18 protein-coding genes and 1 pseudogene are annotated in these 15,364 nt (G+C 69.9%); 10 read left to right on the top strand and 9 right to left on the bottom strand.

Annotation, left to right across the window (positions count from 1 at the left end; translation table 11 throughout):
- Positions 1-48: 48 nt before the first annotated feature.
- Positions 49-912: a GNAT family N-acetyltransferase gene (locus SM450_RS25780; RefSeq protein ID WP_474622361.1), complete on the top strand. Its 864-nt coding sequence runs from the start codon at positions 49-51 to the stop codon at positions 910-912.
- 63 nt (positions 913-975) lie between these two features.
- On the opposite strand, the gene SM450_RS25785 is transcribed toward SM450_RS25780, so the two are convergent.
- The 3 genes from SM450_RS25785 to SM450_RS25795 form a co-directional block, all read right to left on the bottom strand.
- Positions 976-1,443, bottom strand: a complete 468-nt coding sequence (locus SM450_RS25785) for an NUDIX domain-containing protein (RefSeq protein ID WP_474622362.1) — start codon at positions 1,441-1,443, stop codon at positions 976-978.
- An 82-nt stretch (positions 1,444-1,525) separates the two neighbouring features.
- Positions 1,526-2,038: a PspC domain-containing protein gene (locus tag SM450_RS25790; protein ID WP_474622363.1), complete on the bottom strand. Its 513-nt coding sequence runs from the start codon at positions 2,036-2,038 to the stop codon at positions 1,526-1,528.
- 3 nt (positions 2,039-2,041) lie between these two features.
- Positions 2,042-2,365, bottom strand: a complete 324-nt coding sequence (locus tag SM450_RS25795; RefSeq protein WP_474622364.1) for a PadR family transcriptional regulator — start codon at positions 2,363-2,365, stop codon at positions 2,042-2,044.
- 128 nt (positions 2,366-2,493) lie between these two features.
- Here SM450_RS25795 and SM450_RS25800 point away from each other — a divergent pair, with 128 nt between their 5' ends.
- The 3 genes from SM450_RS25800 to SM450_RS25810 all read left to right on the top strand — a co-directional run bounded on the left by SM450_RS25800 (position 2,494) and on the right by SM450_RS25810 (position 5,911).
- Positions 2,494-3,963 (top strand): glycoside hydrolase family 5 protein, encoded by a 1,470-nt coding sequence (locus tag SM450_RS25800; RefSeq protein WP_474622365.1) that lies wholly within the window; start codon positions 2,494-2,496, stop codon positions 3,961-3,963.
- Positions 3,964-4,130: 167 nt separating this feature from the next.
- On the top strand, positions 4,131-5,138 hold the full coding sequence (locus SM450_RS25805) for a hypothetical protein (protein ID WP_474622366.1): 1,008 nt from the start codon (positions 4,131-4,133) through the stop codon (positions 5,136-5,138).
- 173 nt (positions 5,139-5,311) lie between these two features.
- Positions 5,312-5,911, top strand: a complete 600-nt coding sequence (locus tag SM450_RS25810) for an SMI1/KNR4 family protein (protein ID WP_474622367.1) — start codon at positions 5,312-5,314, stop codon at positions 5,909-5,911.
- Between the two features lie 63 nt (positions 5,912-5,974).
- On the opposite strand, the pseudogene SM450_RS25815 reads toward SM450_RS25810, so the two are convergent.
- Together SM450_RS25815 and SM450_RS25820 are read right to left on the bottom strand one after the other, a co-directional pair.
- Positions 5,975-6,169, bottom strand: a pseudogene (locus SM450_RS25815) (transposase family protein); the annotation flags it as partial.
- Positions 6,170-6,225: 56 nt separating this feature from the next.
- Positions 6,226-6,693: a hypothetical protein gene (locus SM450_RS25820; RefSeq protein WP_474622368.1), complete on the bottom strand. Its 468-nt coding sequence runs from the start codon at positions 6,691-6,693 to the stop codon at positions 6,226-6,228.
- 129 nt (positions 6,694-6,822) lie between these two features.
- On the opposite strand from SM450_RS25820, the gene SM450_RS25825 reads away from it, so the two are divergent.
- The 3 genes from SM450_RS25825 (at position 6,823) to SM450_RS25835 (ending at position 9,912) form a co-directional block, all read left to right on the top strand.
- Positions 6,823-7,407, top strand: coding sequence for a TetR/AcrR family transcriptional regulator (locus tag SM450_RS25825; RefSeq protein ID WP_474622369.1), 585 nt, complete (start codon positions 6,823-6,825; stop codon positions 7,405-7,407).
- 308 nt (positions 7,408-7,715) lie between these two features.
- Positions 7,716-9,107 (top strand): MFS transporter, encoded by a 1,392-nt coding sequence (locus SM450_RS25830; protein WP_474622370.1) that lies wholly within the window; start codon positions 7,716-7,718, stop codon positions 9,105-9,107.
- 43 nt (positions 9,108-9,150) lie between these two features.
- Positions 9,151-9,912: an SDR family NAD(P)-dependent oxidoreductase gene (locus tag SM450_RS25835; protein ID WP_474622371.1), complete on the top strand. Its 762-nt coding sequence runs from the start codon at positions 9,151-9,153 to the stop codon at positions 9,910-9,912.
- Between the two features lie 90 nt (positions 9,913-10,002).
- Here the strand turns inward: SM450_RS25835 and SM450_RS25840 are convergent, their stop codons facing one another.
- A complete protein-coding gene (locus SM450_RS25840) occupies positions 10,003-10,245 on the bottom strand; it encodes an AtaL-like protein (protein ID WP_474622372.1) in 243 nt (80 codons plus the stop codon).
- A gap of 207 nt (positions 10,246-10,452) precedes the next feature.
- Between SM450_RS25840 and SM450_RS25845 the strand changes: the two genes are divergently transcribed.
- Positions 10,453-10,788, top strand: coding sequence for a recombinase family protein (locus SM450_RS25845; protein ID WP_474622373.1), 336 nt, complete (start codon positions 10,453-10,455; stop codon positions 10,786-10,788).
- Between the two features lie 174 nt (positions 10,789-10,962).
- Positions 10,963-11,595, top strand: coding sequence for a hypothetical protein (locus SM450_RS25850; RefSeq protein WP_474622374.1), 633 nt, complete (start codon positions 10,963-10,965; stop codon positions 11,593-11,595).
- On the opposite strand, the gene SM450_RS25855 is transcribed toward SM450_RS25850, so the two are convergent.
- From SM450_RS25855 to SM450_RS25865, 3 genes are all read right to left on the bottom strand, one after another.
- Positions 11,592-11,900: a hypothetical protein gene (locus tag SM450_RS25855; protein WP_474622375.1), complete on the bottom strand. Its 309-nt coding sequence runs from the start codon at positions 11,898-11,900 to the stop codon at positions 11,592-11,594. The two genes, SM450_RS25850 and SM450_RS25855, sit on opposite strands and share 4 nt — an antisense overlap.
- Positions 11,901-12,311: 411 nt before the next feature.
- Complete coding sequence (locus SM450_RS25860) at positions 12,312-13,025, bottom strand: hypothetical protein (RefSeq protein WP_474622376.1); 714 nt, start codon at positions 13,023-13,025, stop codon at positions 12,312-12,314.
- 175 nt (positions 13,026-13,200) lie between these two features.
- Positions 13,201-14,139, bottom strand: coding sequence for a 3-oxoacyl-[acyl-carrier-protein] synthase III C-terminal domain-containing protein (locus tag SM450_RS25865; RefSeq protein ID WP_474622377.1), 939 nt, complete (start codon positions 14,137-14,139; stop codon positions 13,201-13,203).
- Between the two features lie 32 nt (positions 14,140-14,171).
- On the opposite strand from SM450_RS25865, the gene SM450_RS25870 reads away from it, so the two are divergent.
- Positions 14,172-15,362, top strand: a complete 1,191-nt coding sequence (locus tag SM450_RS25870; protein WP_474622378.1) for a glycosyltransferase — start codon at positions 14,172-14,174, stop codon at positions 15,360-15,362.
- Positions 15,363-15,364: the final 2 nt, after the last annotated feature.

Genomic DNA, 15,364 nt, shown 5'->3' on the forward strand with positions numbered 1-15,364 from the left:
CGGTTCGCCCGGTGACTTGTCTGACCTCGGTCAGCTAATATCGGTGGGATGGAGACTGACCTCATCGACCGGATACGCGACTTCAACCGCTTCTATACCGAAAGTCTGGGCCTGCTCACTGATCACTACCTCGGTCTTGATCGCCCCCTGGGGCCGTCTCGGCTGCTCTGGGAGATCGGTGACCGCACCGCCGTTCGTGAGCTACGCGACCGCCTGGGTCTGGATTCCGGGTATCTGAGCCGGCTGCTACGGGCCCTTGAAGAGCAGGGCCTGGTCCGCGTCGTCCCGCATCCCGCCGACGGTCGAGCCAGGATCGCTGAGCTCACCGACGCCGGCCGACGGGAACGCGGTGTGCTCGACGATCGATCTCGTGCCAATATCGCCGCCCTGATCGGCGAGCTCAGTCCAGGCCAGCAGGATGAGCTGCTAGCCGCCCAGCAACAGGTCCGGCGGCTGCTACGGGTGGCGACAGTCACGATCACCCCGGTCACGGCGGACGACCCACGGGCGTGGTGGTGCCTGCGCCGGTACGCAACCGAGCTGGCCGGACGCTTCCCGGAAGGCTACGACGAGGCAACGTTGACCCGGCCCGAGGACTTGGACGGGTCGCTCCTGCTCGCCTGCGAGCGCGACAGACCCGCCGGGTGCGGCGCGTGGGTCCGACTCGCCCCCGGAATCGCCGAGATCCGCCATTTGTGGACCGACACCACAACCCGCGGCCTCGGCCTGGGCCGCCGCCTCCTGAAACACCTCGAAGCCGACGCCGCCGCGCACGGCGTGGGCACGGTCCGGCTGGGAACCCACAACTCACTCGGCGAAGCCATCGCTTTGTACCGCAGCAGCGGATACCGCGAAATCGGCGCCTACAGCACCTCGCCCTACAACCAGCTCAACTTCGAGAAGCACATTTGATCGCTCGAGCCACCTGGCGCTCCGCGACACCGACCGACAGCGACTTCCCATCACCTGCCCTCATCAGGTGGTGAGGTGGCCGGTGGCTCGGAGCAGCGCGCGGGCGAACCGGTTGAGGTCGACGCCGGGAAGCTGCGGCGGGGTGAACCAGCCCAGCTCGCTGATCTCGTCGTGATCGGGCGCCGGGGTCCCGTCCTCGATGTCGGCCTGGTAGACGGCGGTGACGTAGGCGACGCGGTCGCCGTTGGGATAGGTCACCTCGTAGTCGGCGCCGCCGAGCACGTCCAGCAGTCGCGGCGTGCTGATCTGGATGCCGGTCTCCTCGCGGATCTCCCGGACGGCCGCCTGGGCCGGTGACTCGCCGACGTCGACCGCGCCGCCGGGCACCGCCCACCCGTCCGAGCTGCCGGCGTGGCGCACCAGCAGGAGCCGGGCGTGGTCGTCGACGACGAGGACCGACACCGACGGGAGCTGGATCAACTCGTGGCCGATCATGGCCCGCAGCCGGGCGAGATGGGACGACATGGCCATCAGGGCAGGGTATTCGCCGACCGGACGTGCTCGTCGAGGCAGTTCGGTGCCGGGCCGCGTCCAGACGTCCGCCCGGCCCTGGTCACCTGCCGTCCCGTTGGCGCTCGTAGTCGGCAACCGTCGGGACGGCGGGGAGCAGGAGCAGCAGAATGAGATACGGCACGGCGAGCGCGCCACCGGTGAACAGGGTCAGCAGCAGCACGACGGTTCGGACCCAGTCGACGCCGAACCCGCCGTACGCCGCGATGCCGAGGCAGACGCCGCCGAACCACTTGCCCTCGTCGATGCGGCACCAGAACCGGCCGCGCGGCGGTCCCGCGGCGGGGGACGGCGACGCGGGGCGTGCCGGCCCCAGCTCCGCCAGAATCGATCCCATCTGGGCGCCGGTCACCGGCTCGTGGCCCGAGCCGGTGAGCGTGCTCAGCCGGTCGCCGATCGCGGATTCGAGATCTCGGATGATCTCGTCGGCGTCCGGGTCGCCGCTCAGCGCGCGTCGCGACTCGTCGAGATACTGCCGCAGGGCATCGCGTGCTTCGCGGGTGGCGGGATAGGCCACGACGTGACCGGTGAGACGAATGGCAGTCGGCTCGTGCACGGGTCATCGTCCCATCGTGTTGATCATGCGGGTCAACTCGTTCCAGTAGTCGCGGAACGCGGCGAGTTGGCTTCTGCCGGCATCCGTGAGGGAGAAGTATTTCCGGGGCGGCCCGGACGGCGACTCATGCCACTCGTGGTGCACGAGCCCGTCTCGTCGGAGCTTGCTCAGCAGCGGGTAGAGCGTGCCCTCCTGGGTGGGGAAGTCCGCCTCCCGCAGCGCGGCGAGGATCTCGGCCGCGTAGCGCTGCCGGGACTCGACCGTGGCCAGGACGAGTGGTTCCAGCAGGCCGCGCCGCAACGCCACGAGCTTTGGATCGGTCCGCATGCCAATACCTTGTCAGAAGAAGGTACCTGTCGCAACATGACAAGGGTGCGGGCTGATCCGTGGCGGGAGCGCTCCCGTAAACCCCTCGGTACGGATGTGAGGGCACCCGGCGAGAGGTGGCGGTTCCGATGCGCAGTTCGAGGTTCGGCAGGTCACGCAGGTCAGAGCGTCGTTGGCGGCTCGGCGCCGTCGCCGGGGTCGCGGTTCTCGCCGTCGGCGTCGGGTTGGGCATCGCCTCCGCCGACGAGTCGGCGCCCACCGTCAGTTGCCCGACGGTCACTGTCGGCGTGAACATCCCGGCTCGCCAGCAGGCCGAGGTGCAGCGCAACCTGGAACTGCTCGACACCCAGATCGCCGAGGCCGACAAGCGGCTGCGCGACACGGTTGGTCAGGGCGGCCCCCACTTCGCCCAGAACGCGATCCTCGGCCCGCTGCGGGACAAGCGATTCGCCACCATCAACCGGATCGAGACGGCGATCGGCCGTAACGCCGCGAAGCCCGACCTCGACGCCGAGGGCCTGTCGGCGTGCGCGCTCAGCGATGGCACCAGGGTGACACCGGTCGCCAAGCCCACCACCGCCCCGGCCGCCACCGCCCCGGCCGAGCCGGCACCCGCCGAATCCGCAGCCGCGCCGGGGGCTTCCGCGGCTGCGCCGGCCGGTACGCCAGTGGCGGTCAACGGTCAGCTCAGCGTGTGCGGTGTGCGGTTGTGCAACGAGGCCGGCGAGGCGATCCAACTGCGCGGCATGAGTAGTCACGGCCTGCAGTTCTTCCCGAACTGCGTGAACGCCGACTCGCTCGCGGCGCTGCGCAACGACTGGACGGCCGACTTCATCCGGCTGTCGATGTACGTGCAGGAGGGTGGCCTGGAAACCGATCCGGTCGGCTTCACCGCCAAGGTGAACGGCCTCGTCGACGAGGCCACCCGCCTCGGGCTCTACGTCCTGGTGGACTTCCACATCCTCACCCCGGGCGACCCCAACGTGAACCTGGGCCTGGCCACGACGTTCTTCGCGGACGTCTCGGCCCGGCACGCGGCGAACAACAACGTGCTCTACGAGGTCGCGAACGAGCCGAACGGGGTCAGCTGGGACGGCATCAAGACGTACGCCGAGCAGGTCATCCCCGTGATCCGGAAGAACTCGCCGGACAGCGTCGTGCTGGTCGGCACCCGCGGCTTCTCGTCGCTGGGCCTCAGCGAGGGCAGCGACGAGACCGAGATCGTCAACGATCCGGTAGATGCCGAGAACGTCATGTACACGTTCCACTTCTACGCGGCCTCGCACGGCGCCGACAGGCGCGCGGTGGTGGCTCGGGCGGCGAAGAGCCTGCCACTGTTCGTCAGCGAGTTCGGCACGCAGACCTTCACCGGCGACGGCACCAACGACTTCGCCAGCACCACCGCCTGGCTGGACCTGCTCAAGAGCAACAAGATCTCGTACGGGATGTGGAGCTTCTCGGACGGCCGGGAAACCAACTCGGCGTTCCAGCAGGGCACCTGCGCCGGTGAGGACTTCACCGGCAACGGCGTACTGACCGAGGCGGGCCGGTACCTCCGCAGCCGGATCCTCACCGGCGTCGGCAACCCGAACGGCTGATCGCCCCCCGACGGCGCGGGGCCCGGATCCCGGTCACCGGATCCGACTCGTACGATCCCGCCGCCCGGCACGCTGCCGTACGTGATGCCGCCACGCGTCTTCGGGTTTCGGGCAGGGCCGGCGAATATCTGGTCGTGTTCGCTCTGGTGGTCGGGTAGGACAAGGCCGTGGTTGTCGAGGAGATCGAGGGTACGAAAGCGGTGGTCCGCGCTCGTCGCGAGGACGTGCTTCGGGGAGACCGCTGGCAGGGGCTGCTTCTCGATGTCACCGCCGCGCCCCGACGTCCCGGGACCGCGGTGGAGGTAACCAGCGGTAGGCGCCTCATTATCCGGCAGGGGTCAACGGTCGTGTTCCTTGCGCGGGTGGACGCTGCCTACCGTGACGTCGATTACCGGCGACTGCGTGGCTTCAAGCCGGTCTTGCCGCCCGTACGGTCGGCGGATGCACGGCGGATAGGCGAGGAGCCGGCAGGGGACCGGGGCACCCGGTGGGCGTACCGGTTCGCGGATCTGCTCACCACCAGCACGGTGGGACCGCTGTACCCGAGTCGGTGGCTGTTGCAGCCGAGCGCACCGAACCTGCGCTATGTGGAGGCATTCGGATCCGTTCTCGAACCTGCCAAGACCGTCGAGCGGTGGTCCGAGCTATTGGTCGACGACGACGCCGGGCAGCTTGACTCGTACATCCACGGCGGCAGTGGCCTCGTCCTGTCGATGCGTCCGATGTCCCGATCCGACGACGCTCGCGTGAAGAGCTACCGTAAGCAGGCCCGCAGCGGCACGCTGCCACCGATCCTGCTGTGGTGGGTGAGCAGCCTCGACTCGTACCTGATTCTCGACGGGCATGACCGGCTGGCCGCGTGCCTGGCCGAGGCGGTCGAGCCACCACTGATGACACTGACGGCGGTCGTCGACGCCGACGAGGTGCAGCGGTGCCACACGTGGTCGGTGCGCCGCCATACGGAGACCAGCGCCCACATCGAAGACGAGATCCTCAAGGGCACGCCAGGGGCCACCGATGCGCTGAGCGTCGAGCGACGGCGGTTCGCCGACGAACTCGTGGCACCGCAGCTTCGGGCGAAGCCCAGCAGGGCCTGGACACTTTCCGGTGGAGCGCCTGAGTGGAATCGTGTGGCGGCCCTGACCGATCCCGTCTGGGCGGATAACCATCGTTAACTGCGAGAGCGACGGGTCACGAGCGCCGACGGTTCTCGTCACCTCGCCTGCACGCGCCCGTGCGGCATGAGCGTGCAGAGCCAGCTCGTGTTGCTTGCCTCCCTACCGTGCGCCGGTCGTGAGCAACCCGCTGCCGTTACCCACGTTCCGCAGCTACGCGTCACAATGATCGCGTGACTGCTGATCCCCACTTGTCGGCACGCCTCGACCGGGTAGCGGAGAAACTGGCTGTCGCAGCGAGGCGGCCAGGCAAGTCAGTCATGTTCGGGGCGTCGGCTCACCGATTCGAACTGGGTCCGCCGTTGCCCCAGACCGAGGTCGCCGCATTCGAACGTGAGCACGGCGTTTCGCTACCGGCGGACTACCGGGCGTTCATCACCGTGATCGGGCACGGCGGGCCGGGCCGTTGGGGTGGTGCCGGCCCGTACTACGGCCTGCACCCTCTTGAGGACTGGGCCACCAGCCTGTGGGGCATGCCCGACTCGAACACGCTGAGCAAGCCTTTCCCCGCTGAGCCGGGACGGGTGTACTCAGATTGGCCGACTGACGTTGCGCCCGGTGATGACGACGAGCCGTACACCGGGACACTGGCGCTGAGTGATCAGGGCTGCGGCTACCTGTCCATCCTTGTGGTCAGCGGACCCGCCCGCAGCCGCGTCACCGACAACAGCGATACCTCGACCGGACCGACCTTCACCAACGATGCCGACTTCCTCGGGTGGTATGAACGCTGGCTCGACGCTGTGTTAGACGGCGCGACTTACTTCCGATGATCACCTTCGCACCCGACTCGGCCGTACACACGTCAATCGCCACCGTGCATCTATGAGCCATTTTCATCCTGCGTTGCGGTCGGCTTCGACGTGGTGCAGGACGAGGATGGCCTGCACGATCGCGGTCGCTCGGCGTGGGCAGCAGCGCAGCTTGACCAGGATTTTCCAGGTCTTGAGTGTGGCGATCGCGCGTTCGCCGCGGGCGCGGATCTTCGCGTGGGCCCGGTTGACGGCCTTCTGCCGGCGTGACAGCTTCGGGCACGCTGACCACTTCGCCAAGCCGCACCCGATCTGCTCCCACTTGCAAGGCAAGGCTATCCCCTTACCACCTTGACCTCCGCCTCCGCCTGCGGCGCATCGGCGCCGATGACGGTAAGCATCCCGATCGAGCCGTTCGGCACGTGGTTCATCATCAGGAAGCTGCAGAGATCCGCGGTCGAGTCGCCGGTGCCCCTGTGCGCGGTGTGCCACTCGCTGTAGCGCCGAACCATCGTGGCGAAGGCGTCCCGGTCCAGGGCGCTCCATGGCACGGCGACCGCGTTCACCAGCCGGACCAACTGGTCGCCGGGTACGGTGCCGAGGGTGCCCGGCGAGCGGAACAGGTAGCGGGTCACCATGCCGAAGTTGCCGCCGCCGCCCCCGGTGTGCGCCCACCACAGATCCCGGTGGGGGTCGTCGCTCTCCCGGGTCGCCAGGACCACACGGGCTTTGCCATCGGCTGCGACGGTGACGACTTCGACGCCGAACAGGTGGTCGACGGTCAGCCCGTGCCGACGCGACAACAGGCCGTACCCGCCGCCGGGGTCAACGCGTTCGCGGACAGTTCGTCACCTCGATCGGTCGAGATACCGGATGGCCAGGTACGGATGAAGCGGGATCGGTCATTCCAGAAACCGCACTATGCTGACGGCATGTCCAGGACCAAGGAGTTCGATCCCGAGCAGGCGCTCGGCGCCGCGCTGGAACTTTTCTGGCAGCGTGGGTACCAAGCCACCTCCATGACCCATCTCGTCGAGTATCTCGGCATCGGGCGGGCCAGCATCTACGGCACGTTCGGCAGCAAGCACGACTTGTACCTGCGGGCGCTGGACCGTTACATCGGCGCGACGGACGCGCAGGTGATCGAGCGGCTGTCACGTCCCGGTCCGGCGCTGCCCGCCGTCTTCGAGTTGATCGACTGGTACGCCGCCGAGGCTGGCATGGGAGACTCGGCCGAGCGCGGTTGCATGGTGGTCAACGCGGCCGTCGAGCTGCTGCCCGGCGACGAGGTCGTGGCCCGCCGGGTGGAGGCGAGCTGGCGCACGCTCGAGGTGGCCCTCGCCACCTCGCTCTCCCGGGCCCGGGCCGAGGGAGACCTGCGCGCCGACGTCGATCCGGTGAGCCTCGCGCGCTTCCTGGTGGTCGTGCTCCAGGGTCTGCGCGTCGTGGGCAAGGGGACTGACCCGGCGCGCGTTCGCGACGCCGCACGCCAAGCGGTCGCCGCCATCAGCAAGTAGAATCTGGACCCATCGTTCTGATATATTCTCTCATGGCGCGGGCCGGTCGGGCCTACACCCTTGCCCAGCAAGACGCCGCCGGTAATGTCCGAAGAGCGGGGGACAGCCTTCATGCTTACCGTTGTGTTGAGAAACCCGGATCTGAATCAGCTGTACTCCGGGCTCAGCCCGCAGGCACGCCACCTAGCCGGCGTGGCGTCGCTACCGACGGTTAAACATCAACTCCCGGATCCAGCTTGCGGCGTACGCGAACGCCCTAGCTAGCTGATTTTTACCGACCGAACGTTCTCGAATGAGGAGTGCATCCCGTGCGTGAGACCGTGGCAGTCCCACCGGACTCCCGTCGGGCGGCCCGGTCGTTGCCGGCTTTCGTACTGCTCGCGGGCGTGCAGTACGTGCTCATCGCCGCGATCACCGTGCTGTCGGTAGCGCTGCCGGCCATCCAGCGCGAATTCGGACTCTCGCTGGGCGCGCTCACGCTCGTCAGCGCCGCCTACGGGCTGTCGTTCAGCGGCCTGCTGATGCTCGGCGGGCGCCTCACCGACCTGCTTGGTCGCCGCCGGCTGCTGCGCATCGGGACTGCGGCTTTCGCTCTCGCGTCCCTGGCGGTCATGCTGGCCCCTGGCTATCCCGCGCTGCTCACCGCTCGGTTCGCGCAGGGCGTCGGGGCGGCGCTCGCCGCGCCCGCCGCGATGGCCCTGCTCGGTGACCTCTACCCGGATCCCGCGGTCCGCAGCCGGATGACCGCGATCTGGGGGACCGTCGCGAGCATCGGGGCGACTAGCGGCACGCTCCTCTCCGGTGTAGTACTCGCGGTCGGCTCATGGCGCTGGAGCATGGCGCTGCCCGCCGCCATCGGCCTGCTGGCCTGGCTGGCCGGTCCCCGGCTGCTGCCCCCCGGCCCGGAACCGGTGCGCAGCCGCATCGACTACCCCGGGGCGACGCTGGTCACGACCGGTCTCACCGCCCTGTCGTACGGCTTGGTCATGGCTGTCGACCATGGGCTGGGCGCACCGGGCGTGCTGATCCCGCTGGTCGCCGGGGCGGTGCTGCTGGTCGCGTTCCTCCTCGTCGAGGCCCGTGCCACGCAGCCGCTGCTGCCGCCGTCGTTCCTGGCGTCGGCCCGCCGCAGCGCCGCGCTGCTCGCGGTCCTGGTGGCCGCCGCCGCCATGTCCGGCGTCTTCTTCTTCCTGTCGCTCTACCTGCAGCAGGTGCGTGGCCTCGGCCCGCTCGCCGCCAGCGGTGTCTTCCTGCCGTTCAGCCTGGTGCTGCTCGCGACCGGCGCGGCGTCCGGGCGGCTGGTCGGCCGGTGGGGCGCCCGGACGGTCACCGGCACTGGCCTGCTGCTGGCCGCGGCCGGCCTGCTGCTGCTCAGCCGCCTGGCCCCGGATTCGGTGACCTGGACCGTGGCGGCCGGGTTGCTGCTGTTCCCGGCCGGTACCGCGCTGACGTTCTCCGGCGCCACCGTGGCCGCCGTCGAGGACACCCCGCCCGGTCAGTTTGGCCTGGCCGCAGGCGCGGCCAACACGGCGATGGAGGTCGGTCCCACCGTGGGACTCGCCGTACTGGTCTACGTCTCCGGTGCGACCTCGTCCGGATCCACACCGACCCAGGGCTACGCCGCCGCGTTCCTCGCCGCCGCCCTCGCTCTCGCCGTCACCGGTGGGTGCGCGATCCGGGCCCTGCGGCACCGTCGTTGACCACTCCGCGCAGCACGCGCGGCCAGGATACTGAAGGAGACCCATGAGCAAGCGGTTCACCGGTAAGATCGTCCTCGTCACCGGGGGTGGCTCCGGTATCGGCCGCGCCACGGCGCAGGCGTTCGCCCGCGAGGATGCCACGGTCGTGGTGGCCGGGCGCGATGCCGACAAACTCGAGCAGACGGTCAAGCTGATCACTGCGGACGGGGGCGCCGCGAGCGCCGTCGTCGCCGACATCACCCGCAGCGACGACGTCGCCGCCCTCGTTCACGCCACCGTCGAGCGGCACGGCGGTCTACACATCGCGTTCAACAACGCCGGCACCGCGGGCCGCCCCGGCCCGCTCGCCGACCTGGACGAAGAGGTGTGGGACAGCGTGGTCGCGACCAACCTCACCGGCCTGTTCCTGTGCATGAAGTACGAGATCGCGCACATGCGCGAGCACGGCGGCGGCGTGATCGTCAACATGGCCTCCAACATCGGGGCGCACGGACGCCGTCCCGGGATGGGCGCGTACGCCGCGGCCAAGGCTGGAGCCAGCGTGCTGACCCGCAACGCGGCCCGCGAGTACATCGCGGACAACATCCGCATCAACGCGGTCAGCCCCGGTGCCACGGACACTGCGATGTCCCGCCGCCCTGGCGAGACCGACGCCGACCGTGACCAGCGGATCGCCTCGCTGGTTCCGCTCGGCCGGGTCGGCGCCCCGGATGAGGTCGCCGCGGCCGTGCTGTGGCTGGCCGGCCCCGAGTCAGCGTTCGTGGTCGGTCACGACCTCGTCTCCGACGGTGGCGCGACCGCCTGACCGAAACCACCCCCGTCCGGAATACCACGGAGCCCTGGCGCAACGGATCGCCAGGGCTCCCTGGCCGTCGGGGTGTTCACTGGGGAGCGGTCACCGCCATGGTCCGCAGGACGCCGACGATCGCATCGATCGTCGTCGTACCCGCTGAACCAGCTTTTCGCCGTTGCGAACGACCTCCCGCAGAAAGCCGTCGTCGTAGCACTCCACGTTGCGGCACTGCGTGATCGCCGGAACGTAGCCCGTCGGCGCCTCTGCCTTTGCCAGCAGCGACGACCACAGGCGTCCCCGGTCGATCGGGGACGCGGCGGGATCGAGGGCGTCCTCGAGCGGCACGGGTCCACGACATGGTCATCATTACGATTCAGTCCTCTCGTCGGCCGGTGGGACCTCACCGTAGGCATCGAGCCGGGCGTCGCGGAACTGCACGGGCGAGTAGTCCTCGATGATGGCCGCCACTGCCTCGACTTGTAGTTGCGCCCACCCGCACGCGGCCCGCGAGGCTAGCTGACATGCCCAGTAAAGGTCCGGGTCCGCACCGCCATGGCCTCCCAGACCCAACTGGAAGGCCGATTCCTGGGTGGACGACCGCCGTACGGCTACACGCTCAAGGACCTCGGACCGCACCCGAACCCGGCAAAGGCCGCCGACGGTAGACGGCTTCGCGGCCCGACCCCCGACCCGCAGACCGCACCCGTCGTCCAGCGCATCTTCGGCATGTACCTGGCCGGGTACGGAATGTTCGCCATCGCCGAGGCACTCACCCGCGACGACATCCTCTGCCCCTCGGCGTACGTCGGTGTACTCTCCTCGCCTGCGACACCGGGCTCAACCGGATCCACCGCAAAGAGCGGAAGCGTAACCTGTCACCAGCAGTAACGCTGCAGAGCGCGGCATGAGAGCGCGCTCGATCTTGAGTCGGGCTCCCGCCGTCAGGTAACTCTGTCGCCGTGTCGTGCCGGGCCCGGCGACAATGCTCACCGGACGGCGATACGACGAGGGTCGAAGGGTGTTGCTGGAGTGGGTCGACGGTTGGGCGGACACGAATGGCCGGTGATGGTCAGTACCGTTCACCTCGGGCGTCATCGGTACCGGGTCATACGGCCGGCACGGCCGCCGGGGTTCGCCGGTCTGTACGAGGGCCGTCTTGGAGCCCAGTTCTGCCTCGACAAGGAAACAGCGACGCTGTTCGCTCTGGCGTGGGGGCTGGCTGCCCGGTCGCCGCACACAATCGTCTATCTCCCCCTACGTCGCGCGACGCGTCCCGACCATCACAGTTGGGGGCGCCCGCTCGACCTGGTGTTGCTGCATCACCGTCTCGCGTTCCCGCCGTCGCGGTGGAAGCAGGTCCGTTCCCGGTTGGGGACCGGCCGGCCACACACCGTCGTCCTACCCGGTCAGGCGTGGCCGCCGCGGTCGATTGATGATCACCGGCGAGTCTGGCATCAAGAGTTCCGCGATCATCTGCGGTGGGACATCGCCGCCGACACGTTGGTGCTCACCGGCAGCCGTGAGGCGTTCGAGTTGGAAGCCGACCAGGTCCGCGTTTTGGCCGAGGAGTGCCCCGCCCACCGTGCTCGCAACCCAGGCACGCACTGTTGCGCCGAGATCGGCATGGGCAGACTCCGTCGCCACCCCGACCAACGCCGGCCGTACGCCGAACTGCATGCCGAACACTCACGTTAATGCCGCGGTCCAGACCAGTTGTCGGAGCCGTACTCGATGAGGACCTCGATCGCAGACCCAGTGCCCGCCACCGTCAGCAGGGTCGCCATCTCGCGAAACAGGTCGGACACAATTCTGCCGCCCCGGTAGTGACGTACCCGAACGCTGTCGTCGGTGACGTCCCAGGTGAACTGGACTTCCTCAGCGTCCGCGCTGGAAACCCGCACCTCTCGCACGTACTCATCGCCCGACACCTCTTCGGTCTCGGGTAAGACGCCGAGATGATCTAGCCAACTTTGGTCAGCGGCCACTTCGAGTTTCGGCACGCCCGCATCGTAGCCGTGAGTGCGACAGCGCCCGACCTGGCGGCAGCTGAGGACGTCTACGACCGGCCCAGACGTGCCGTTCCGATGGCATACCCGCGGCCATGGAATCGCCGCGATCGGCTGAAGCCCTCGTCGAAGGAGGCTGGCAGGTCGTGCGAGACGATGGTCGAGTTTGCTCAGAACCGCTCGATGCCGCATACGCCGAGCCACGTCTACGGCGGCTTTTGGCAGCGACCGCACCGAATCTGCTTTCGTCGGCACGCGGGCAGAATTCGCCGCTCATCAAGGGGAGCTCGACATCCATGACCGGCCCGCGAGCGACAAATCGGGATCTGCCAGAGATTGAAGGGAAGGGTGCCACCCTTTCGACGCACGCTCATCGGCAGATCCGGATGCTGGTGCCGGTTCGCCCTAATATCTGCCACCTGAATCGGAAGTCTCGTAGGGATGTTCTGTCTCGATCGCGACCAGGCACAGGTAGCGCAGTTCAGGATCGTAGTCGGCGGCCACCACCACCCCGGGCCGGCGGCTGTCACCGAGCCGGTCCAGCAGCGCCCACCAGACACCGGTGGACTGCTGCCCCGGCGGCGCCACCGTCACCGGCTTCCCGCCGGACGCGACGACCCCGGTCGCGACCCCGGCCAGACCCGCGCCCAGCACCACGGTCACGTCCGCCCGGCCGGCGCCGAGCCTGCGCAACTCGGCCGCCGCCAGCCCGGCCACGTCCTCCGACCCCACATCCGCGCGCTGCCGCAGCGCCGTCACCCGCGCGCCGCCCGCTGCCGGGCCACCCCCGGCGGTCGGACCGCCGCCGAGCAGAATGGCCACGGCCCGGTGCCGCTCCGGCACGGCAACCCCGGTGTCGTACGGCAGGACGGCCTGTTCGACGGCGAGCACCACCGAACGGCGGCCCGCCGGCTGGGCACCGGCGATCCGCAGACCGGTGAACGCCGCCGCCGAGCCCTGGTCGCAGAGCGCGAACGACATCGGCGTGCCCGGGCAGACGTGACTGAGGTACGCCGCGGTGGCCCGGCCGGGCAGCGCGTCGTGCACGGCGAACGCCAGCACCAGCAGGTCCACCGGCTCGTCGTCGGGCACGAGCGCCGGGATCAGCGAAGCGGCCATCTCCCCGTAGGACTGACCGAGCGCCGCCGGGTCGACCCGCAGGCCGTACGGCCGGGTCAGGTCCGTCAGGTATTCGGCGGTCCGGCCCCGCAGGTCGGGGTCGGCGAGCAGGTCGGCCGCGCCGGTGAACTCCCGGCGCGCGGCGCGGATCAGGTGCAGCAGGACGCCTCCCAGGTCAGTGTTCGAACACCATGGCGGCGAACGTCGCCCCGTCGCCGGCGCCGACGGCCGCGACGAGGTAGCGGTCGCCGGGGCGCAGCAGGTCGCGTTCCCGGGCGGTGCGGTAGTTGACGAACGCGTCCGCGCAGTAGACGTGCCCGGCCCCGGTGATGTTGTCAAGCACCACCTTGTCGAGCGGCAGCCCGATCAGCTTGCACAGCCGCTTCCAGGTCATCAGGTTGACGTTGTGCGGCAGCACCAGCCGCAGGTCCGCCAGCCCCACCCCGGCGTCGGCCAGGGCGCGGCCGATCACGTCGGCCAGCGCCGGCCGGTACGCGCGCTGGAACCGGGCCGGGGATTCGCCGCCGGCCACGTCGAACTCGCCGCGCTGGGCGCAGGCGTACGACAGCAGCCGGTCCCGGTCGCCGTGCGCGCTGACCAGGCAGGCGGACGCGCCCTCGCTGAACATCGAGGTCTCCGGGATGAACTGGGCGTCGCGGGTGAACGCCTTCTCCCCGGTGAGGACGAGCGCGAGCGGCTCCTCGCCCGGCTGGTGCGGTTCGGCGGCGAGCAGCTGGCCGGCCACCTCGATCGCGGTGAGCGCGCTGGCGCAGGACTGCTGGGTCACTGTGAACGCGAGCGCGTGGCCCAGGCCGAGCGCCCGGCAGACGTCGTGCAGCGGGTTGGCCGGGTACGGCGTCACCACCGGGAACGCGCGGCCGTACAGGACGAACCGCACCCGGTGTTCGGCGCCGCGCAGCGCGGTGAGGCCGTCGGCCGCGCGCAGCAGCAGGTCGGGCAGGGACCGGGTGGGGTCGCGGCGCACCTCGGTCAGCCCGTGGAAACGCCGGAACAGCCGGATCTGCATCTCGGTCAGGCGCAGCGGCGCGGCCAGGGTCTCGATCGGCACCCGGTGGCTCGGCAGGAACACCGAGACGGCGTCGATCGCCGTCATCCGTACACCGTCACGCGTGCCATCATATCGACGTGGCTCGGTTCCTTTTCGTGGTGCTGCCGGTGCACTCGCATCTGAACGCGCCCTACGCCATCGCCCAGCAGCTCACGGCCGCCGGACACGAGGTGGCGTGGTGCGGGCCCCGCAGCGACCTGCGGCCGATGATCGGCGCGGACGCCACGCTCTATCCCACCGGCAAGCGTCACTACCGCCCGGACGCCGGGTCGGGGATGGCCTCGGTGCGCAGCCTCTGGGAGGGGCACGTGCTGCCGGCCAACCGCTTCATCCGGGACGCCGCCGAGCGGGCGGTCGTCGACTACCGGCCCGACGTGGTGGTCGCCGACCAGTACGCGCTCGCCGGCGCGCTCGCCGCGCACCGGCACGGGCTGCCGTGGGCGACGTTCTGCGTCGGGATGCTGGAGCTGACCCCGCCGGCCGAGTTGATGCCGGAGTTCACCGACTACGTGCGGGCGCAGTTGACGCGGGTGTGGGCGATGACCGACCTGCCCGTCGACGGGACGCTGGATCTGCGCTTCTCGCCGTACCTGGTGATCGGGTTGACCACGGCGGCGCTCACCGGTGCGGCGGCGATGCCGGCGCGGTGCGTGCTTGTCGGGCCGGCCCTGGGCCGGCGCCCGCACGCGCCCGGCTTCGCCTGGGACGCCTGGGATCCGGCCCGCCGCCACCTGCTGGTCACGGTCGGGACGATGGCCGAGCACCTGGCCCGCGACTTCTTCCACCTGACGCTCGCCGCCACGGCGCCGCTCGCCGACCGCGTCCAGGTGGTCCTCACCGCCCCACCGGAGCTGGTGCCCGACCCGCCGGCGCACGTGCTTGTCGCGCCCCGGGTGCCGGTGCTGGAGCTGATGCCCCGCCTGGACGCCGTGGTCTCGCACGGCGGGCTGGGCACGGTTTCCGAGGCGATGGCGCACGGCGTGCCGGTGGTGGTCGCGCCGATCCGGCACGACCATCCGGCCGTGGCGCGGCAGGTGACGCGCGCCGGGGCGGGCGTCGAGGTGTCCTTCCACGCGGCCACCCCGGCGGAGCTGACCGCGGCGGTGACCGCCGTGCTCGACGATCCGGCGTACCGGGCCGCGGCGCGCCGGGTGGGGGAGTCGTTCGCCGCGGCGGGCGGTGCCCGGGCCGCCGCCGCGCACCTCGCCGAGCTGGCCCGCACACATCGACCGTTGTCCAACGCTCCGGCCCCCACTAGCCTGACCTGACG

It is taken from the genome of Micromonospora marincola, from assembly GCF_056150385.1.